Source organism: Streptomyces sp. NPDC048473, from assembly GCF_043200155.1.
Taxonomy (GTDB): domain Bacteria; phylum Actinomycetota; class Actinomycetes; order Streptomycetales; family Streptomycetaceae; genus Streptomyces.
In genome coordinates this window covers 1-6,630 of sequence record NZ_JBICXE010000122.1, presented here as the reverse complement: position 1 = coordinate 6,630, position 6,630 = coordinate 1, and the positions used below count along the sequence as shown (strand labels likewise).

4 protein-coding genes and 1 pseudogene are annotated in these 6,630 nt (G+C 68.8%); 3 read left to right on the top strand and 2 right to left on the bottom strand.

The window, feature by feature from the left end; translation table 11 throughout:
* Window positions 1-605 (bottom strand): IS5 family transposase (locus tag ACGFU7_RS47285; RefSeq protein ID WP_393704925.1); only part of this gene is annotated, 605 nt, incomplete at its 3' end.
* A gap of 118 nt (window positions 606-723) precedes the next feature.
* On the bottom strand, window positions 724-2,226 hold the full coding sequence (locus ACGFU7_RS47280) for a short-chain fatty acyl-CoA regulator family protein (protein ID WP_393704924.1): 1,503 nt from the start codon (window positions 2,224-2,226) through the stop codon (window positions 724-726).
* 366 nt (window positions 2,227-2,592) lie between these two features.
* On the opposite strand from ACGFU7_RS47280, the gene aceA reads away from it, so the two are divergent.
* The 3 genes and pseudogenes from aceA (at window position 2,593) to ACGFU7_RS47265 (ending at window position 6,475) form a co-directional block, all read left to right on the top strand.
* Window positions 2,593-3,882 (top strand): isocitrate lyase, encoded by a 1,290-nt coding sequence (aceA, locus tag ACGFU7_RS47275; RefSeq protein ID WP_393704922.1) that lies wholly within the window; start codon window positions 2,593-2,595, stop codon window positions 3,880-3,882.
* Window positions 3,883-4,017: 135 nt separating this feature from the next.
* Window positions 4,018-5,609: pseudogene (gene aceB / locus ACGFU7_RS47270) on the top strand (malate synthase A).
* Entirely contained in the window at window positions 5,606-6,475 is an 870-nt protein-coding gene (locus tag ACGFU7_RS47265) for a 3-hydroxybutyryl-CoA dehydrogenase (protein WP_393704920.1), read from the top strand. Before aceB ends, ACGFU7_RS47265 begins: the two are co-directional and overlap by 4 nt.
* Window positions 6,476-6,630 lie beyond the last annotated feature (155 nt).

Genomic DNA, 6,630 nt, shown 5'->3' with positions numbered 1-6,630 from the left:
AGGTTCAGGTACGTCTTCGCCCAGGTCACGAGCTGTCCGGCATAGGCGGAGTCGGCCCAGACGATGGTGATTTCGGGGTGCATCAGCCGTAGCCGAAACAGCACTTCCTTCGCCGCGTTGCGGTCGGTCATGTCGGCCGGGGTGACCATGACGAACAGCAGCAGGCCCTTGGTGTCCACGACCAGGTGCCGCTTGCGGCCGTTGATTTTCTTGCCGGCGTCGTAGCCGCGGGAGTCCTTCCCGACGGTGTCGGCGGCCTTCACCGACTGGGAGTCGATGACGGTGGCGACCGCTCCAGGGGCGCGGCCCATCTCGCGGCGGATGCGTTTGCGGAGGTGGTCGCGGATCTGTCCGATGATGCCGGCGGCGGCCCAGCGGGCCATGAACCCGTGGCAGGTCCGCCAGGGCGGGAAGTCCCTGGGCAGGGCTCGCCACTTGCAGCCGGTGTCGACGACGTACCGAATCGCGTCGACGATCTCGCGGCGGGGGTGCTTCTCCGGGCGTCCCCCCTTGGAGGACTCGCAGGCCGGGGCGGGCAGCAGCGGTTCGAGCAGGGCCCATTCGTCGTCGAAGGTGTCCGAGGGGTAACAGCGTCGCCGTGCCAACGTGTCCCTCCCTCAAGACGGGGTGGGACCGGCCGCTTCGCGGCTGGTCCCACCGGTCAGGCGTCGGTGAAGTCGGCGATCACATCGAGCGTGGACTCGACCGAGTTGAGCTGGGTGTTCAGGTGCTTGATCCACCGGCCCTTGGGCTGGAGAGCGGCGTGCGGGGCGACGGTTGCGGTGATGAAGCGGCGGATCTCGGTGAGCTTGCCGTGGATGATCGCTTCCCAGCCACGGGGTAGGGGACGAAGGTGCTGCTGTTCTCGTCGATCGCCAGCCGGCGGTCCAGTGGCGGCACGGCCCGCTGGGGGCAGTCGGTGCGTTCGCAGAGGCGGCATCCCATGCCGATGGGCACGGCGGAGGAGGCGTTGTCGAGGTCGAGTCCGTCGGAGTAGACGAGCCGTGAGGCGTGCCGGATCTCGCATCCGAGTCCGATGGCGAAGGTCTTGCCGGGTTCTCCCCAGCCGCCGCGGTGGCGGGTGACGGCGCGGGCGGTCCACAGGTAGCGCTGCCCGTCCGGCATGGAGGCAACCTGGACGTGGATGCGGCCGGGCGCGGCGAATGCCTCGTAGACGTTCCACAGCGGGCAGGTGCCGCCCGCGCGGGAGAAGTGGAACGCGGTGGCGGACTGGCGTTTGGACATGTTGCCCGCGCGGTCGACCCGGACGAAGGAGAAGGGCACGCCGCGCAGCCGGGGCCGCTGCAGCGTGCTGAGACGGTGGCAGATCGTCTCGTAACCGAGGCCGAAGTGGTCGGTCAGCCGCTCGATGTCGTAGCGGAACTCGTCCGCGGCCGCATGGAAGCGGCGGTACGGCAGAATCAGCGCCGCTGCGAAGTAGTTGGCGATGCCGATACGAGCGAGCGGCCAGGCGGCGGAGTCCTGTTCGAAGTCCTCCGAGGCAAGGGCGGAGATTTCGTCGGCGCACTCCAGCAGCGCAAGCTGGGTGGCCATCCGGAACGCCTGCTGCCCGGGGCGCAGCCGACTGGAGAGGTGGAGGACCCGGGCCGACGGGTCGTAGTGGTGCAGGAGCCGGTCGGAGTCCGCGGCGAGGCGAACGCCGTGGTGTTCGGTGAGGCGCGTAGACAGGGCGCGCACGACTTCGCCGGGGCGTACGCCGATCTCGGCGGCAAGCCGCTCGGCCGCAAGATCGGTGTCGTTGAGGTAGTTCTGGCGCCGATAGAAGAACTCACGGATCTCCTCGTGTGCGGAACGGGGCTGTACCGCCGTTCCTGACCCACGCCCCTCCGCAGCTTCGGAGAGTTGTTCGGTGAGGTGCTGGTTCCGTCGGCCGAGGTCCACCAGGACGGTCGCCACGGCGGGCATACGGGAGGCCAGGTCCGAGAGATCGGACGTGGACACCCGGCCTGCGGCGACCTCGCCGGTGAGAGCGTCGCGCAGGTCGGCCACCAGCCGACTGGTGTCACGCTCGGAGAAGAAGCCCGGGTCCACACCGAACGCCTCCGTCAGCCGCAGCAGCACGGGCACGGTCAGCGGCCTGGAGTCGTGCTCCATCTGGTTCAGATAGCTCGGCGAGATGGCAAGGACCCGGGCCAGTTCGGCCTGGCTCATGCGCCGCTCCTCCCGCAACCGTCGCAGCCGTGCTCCCGCATACGTCTTGCTCATCCATGACTCCTGTCCGGCCGCGGCCCTCGATCCCGCTCGCGATATTAGCCACGCAAGCATGGCCGGAACCTTCGCAACATTGGCAATTCGGCATGGAAAGATGCGCAAAAGTTGACAGTCGTCCAGGGTTGTTGACACTCAGTGCCAGTGTCAGAGTCGCACTGCGGCCCGCCGGACTCCGGCGGCCGGAACGGAATCCGGGCACGATTCATGCCCTGACGTCGGAGATCCCGGCCCTTCCGTCCGGCAGCTCGGCAACATTGCTTCTGTTTGCTCACCCAACGGAGCCGACGGGTCGCACCCCTCCATGAGTCCGGCACTCAGTGCCAGACGTTTGCATAGTTCACGAATCTCCGGGAGACGGCCATGACGCAGGCAGGGACGACGAAGGAAACGGCCGAGGAGCTGGCTGGGCGGTGGGCGACCGACCCGCGGTGGAAGGGGATCGAGCGCACCTACACCGCCGAGGACGTGGTCAGGCTCTCCGGCAGCGTCCGGGAAGAGCACACCCTCGCCCGGCGCGGTGCCGAGCGGCTGTGGCGACAGCTGCACGAGCAGGACTACATCCACGCGCTCGGCGCCCTGACCGGTGGCCAGGCGGTGCAGCAGGTGAAGGCCGGGCTGCAGGCGATCTACCTGTCCGGGTGGCAGGTCGCCGCCGATGCCAACCAGGCCGGGCACACCTACCCCGACCAGTCGCTCTACCCGGTCAACTCGGTGCCGCAGGTGGTCCGCCGGATCAACAACGCGCTGCTGCGCGCCGACCAGATCGCCACCGCCGAGGGGGGCCAGGACACCACCGACTGGCTCGCTCCGATCGTCGCCGACGCCGAGGCCGGCTTCGGCGGACCCCTGAACACCTTCGAGCTGACCAAGGCCATGATCGCCGCCGGGGCTGCGGGCATCCACTACGAGGACCAACTGGCCTCGGAGAAGAAGTGCGGCCACCTGGGCGGCAAGGTGCTGGTCCCGACCGGCCAGCACATCCGCACACTCAACGCGGCCCGCCTGGCGGCCGACATCGCCGATGTCCCCACGCTGATCGTGGCACGCACCGACGCGCTCGCCGCGAACCTGCTGACCAGCGACGTCGACGAGCGCGACGCCCAGTTCGTCACGGGCAAGCGCACGGCCGAGGGCTTCTACCGGGTGCAGAACGGCATGGCACCCGTCATCGCGCGCGGCCTCGCCTACGCCCCGTACGCGGACCTCATCTGGGTGGAGACCGGCACCCCGGACCTCGCCCAGGCACGCGAGTTCGCCGAGGCGATCCACGCGCAGCACCCGGACCAGATGCTCGCCTACAACTGCTCGCCTTCGTTCAACTGGAAGGCGGCCCTGGACGACGACCAGATCGCCAAGTTCCAGCGCGAACTGGGCGCCATGGGCTACCGCTTCCAGTTCATCACCCTGGCCGGCTTCCACTCCCTCAACCACGGCATGTTCGACCTCGCCCGCGGCTACGCCGAGCACGGCATGACCGCCTACGTCGACCTCCAGGAGCGCGAGTTCGCCGCACAGCAGCACGGCTTCACCGCGGTCAAGCACCAGCGCGAGGTCGGCACCGGCTACTTCGACCAGATCTCCACCGCCGTGAACCCGGCCTCCTCCACGACCGCACTGGCCGGCTCGACCGAGGAACAGCAGTTCCACTAGAGCGCCGGCGGCCGGGCGCCCCAAGGCCCGCTCCCGCCCCTCGTGTTCAGTCAATCCCGTGTCCAGTTCAGGGGCCGGGCGCCGGATGACGCCAGTTGCGTCCCGCCCCTGAACGCTCCCGCTGAGGAGACCCGCATGTCCATCTCCGCTCTGACCAGCCGTGCTGAGGTCCTCGGCACACCGGGTGACCGGCACGACGAGATCCTCACCCCCGCAGCCCTCGAGTTCATCGCCCGCCTCGTCGACGCCTTCGCTGACCGCCGCCTGCGCCTTCTCAAGGAGCGCGCGCGTGTGGCGGCCCGACTGGCTTCCGGTTCTCCGTTCGACTTCTCCATCGCCACCGCGGGTATCCGCGCGGACGACTCCTGGCGGGTGGCGCCCCTGCTCCGGGGCTCATCGACCGGCGGGTGGAGATCACCGGCCCGCCGGACCGCCGGATGGCAGTCAACGCCCTCAACTCGGGCGCGCAGGTGTGGATGGCGGACTTCGAGGACGCCACTTCGCCCACCTGGGACAACGTCATCGGCGGCCAGCTGACCCTGCTGGACGCCATCGAGCGCAGGGTCGACTTCACCACCCCGGAAGGCAAGCCGTACCGGCTCAACGAGCAGGTCGCGACCATCGTCGTCCGCCCCCGCGGCTGGCACCTGCTCGAAGAGCACCTGCATATCGGCGGCCGCCCCGCGCCCGCAGCTCTGGTGGACTTCGGGCTCTACTTCTTCCACTGCGCCCAGCGACAGATCGACGCGGGCCACGGCCCGTACTTCTACCTGCCGAAGCTGGAGAACCGTGACGAGGCACGACTGTGGAACGACGTGTTCGTCCACGCCCAGGAACTTCTCGGCATCCCCCGCGGCACGATACGGGCCACCGTCCTGATCGAAACCATCACGGCGGCCGTCGCTATGGAGGAGATCCTCTACGAGCTGCGCGAGCACAGCGCCGGACTCAACGCCGGCCGCTGGGACTACCTCTTCAGCCTCATCAAGACCTTCGGGCACCGCACCGACTTCCTGCTGCCCGACCGGGCCCAGGTCACCATGACCGCCCCCTTCATGCGCGCCTACACCGAACTCCTGGTGCACACCTGCCACAAGCGAGGCGCCCACGCCATCGGAGGCATGGCCGCCCAAGTACCCCACAAGGACACGGACGCCCACCAGGCCGCACTCGCCAAGGTGCGACTCGACAAGGAACGTGAGGCCGAGGACGGATTCGACGGCTCCTGGGTCGCCCACCCCGGGCTCGTCCCCATCTGCCGCGAAGTCTTCGACGGGGTACTCGGCCCCCGCCCGCATCAGATCGAACGCACCCGTAGCGACGTCGACGTGACGGCAGCGCAGCTGCTGTCGGTGCGCCGCATCAGTACACCGCCCACACCGGAGGGCATACGCACCAACATCTCGGTCGCCCTGCGCTACTTCGCCGCGTGGCTGCGCGGGCAGGGAGCCGTCGCCCTGTACGGACTGATGGAGGACGCCGCCACGGCCGAGATCGCCCGCGTCCAGATCTGGCAGTGGCTGCGGCATCGGGTCATCGATCGCGCGACCGTCCTCGATCTGCTGGACGATGAGGTCGCCGCCCTGGGAGCGGAATACCCGTGGGCCGCCGTCGACGAAGTCCGTGCGCTCTTCGAACGGACCGCCCTGGCAAGAGAACTGCCGGCCTTCTTCACCACAGATGCCTACACCCGCCACCTCGTGCACCGCCCGGAGGAGCAGTCATGACCACGGACATCCGACGGATCGGTGTGGTGGGAGGTGGCCAGATGGGCGCCGGAATCGCCGAGGTGTGCGCCCGCGCCGGTCTCGACACCGTCGTCTGCGAAGCGGACGCCGTCGCCGCCCGCGCCGCTCGCGAGCGAGTGGCAGTCTCTCTCGAACGCGCCGTCCAACGCGGCAAACTGGACCGCGCAAGCGCCGAGGGCGCCCTCGCCCGGATGGTCTTCACCGGCAGCCTAGACGACTTGGCCGACCGTCAGCTCGTCGTCGAAGCCGTCGTCGAGAACACCCAGGCGAAGACGGAGATCTTCGCCGCCCTCGACAAGATCGTCGAGGACCCGCAGGCCATGCTCGCCACCAACACCTCCTCCATCCCCGTCATGCGCCTGGGCATGACCACTCAACGTGCCGACCGTGTGCTGGGGCTGCACTTCTTCAACCCCGTTTCCATCCTGCCCCTGGTGGAAGTCGTCTCCTCCCTGCACACCTCCGCAGAGACGGTCGCAGCCGTGCACGACTTCGCCGTACACACCTTGGGCAAAACGGTCGTCCGCTCCCAGGACCGGGCAGGGTTCGTCGTCAACGCCCTGCTCATCCCCTACCTCCTCTCGGCGATCCGCATGGCGGAATCCGGTTTCGCCACCGTCGCCGACGTGGACGCGGGCATGGAGCTGGGCTGCGCGCACCCGATGGGACCGCTGAAGCTCGCGGACCTGATCGGCCTGGACACGGTCGCCTCCATCGCCACATCCCTCTACGACGAGTTCAAGGAACCCCTCTACGCTCCACCGCCGCTGCTCCAGCGCATGGTGGAAGCAGGGCTGCTCGGCCGCAAGAGCGGCCAGGGGTTCCACACCTACGACCGGGGCTGAGGGGCCCGGGTCCGCCGCTGGGCTGAGGGGCCCGCGGTGCTGTGGAGCGGGGCGTGGGGGGCGGCGGTGGCGGGACGGCGCCCCCAACCACAACCAACACCGGACCACGACCCCCCACCAGTAAAACTACACGCTTTAGATAAGAAACGCCACCC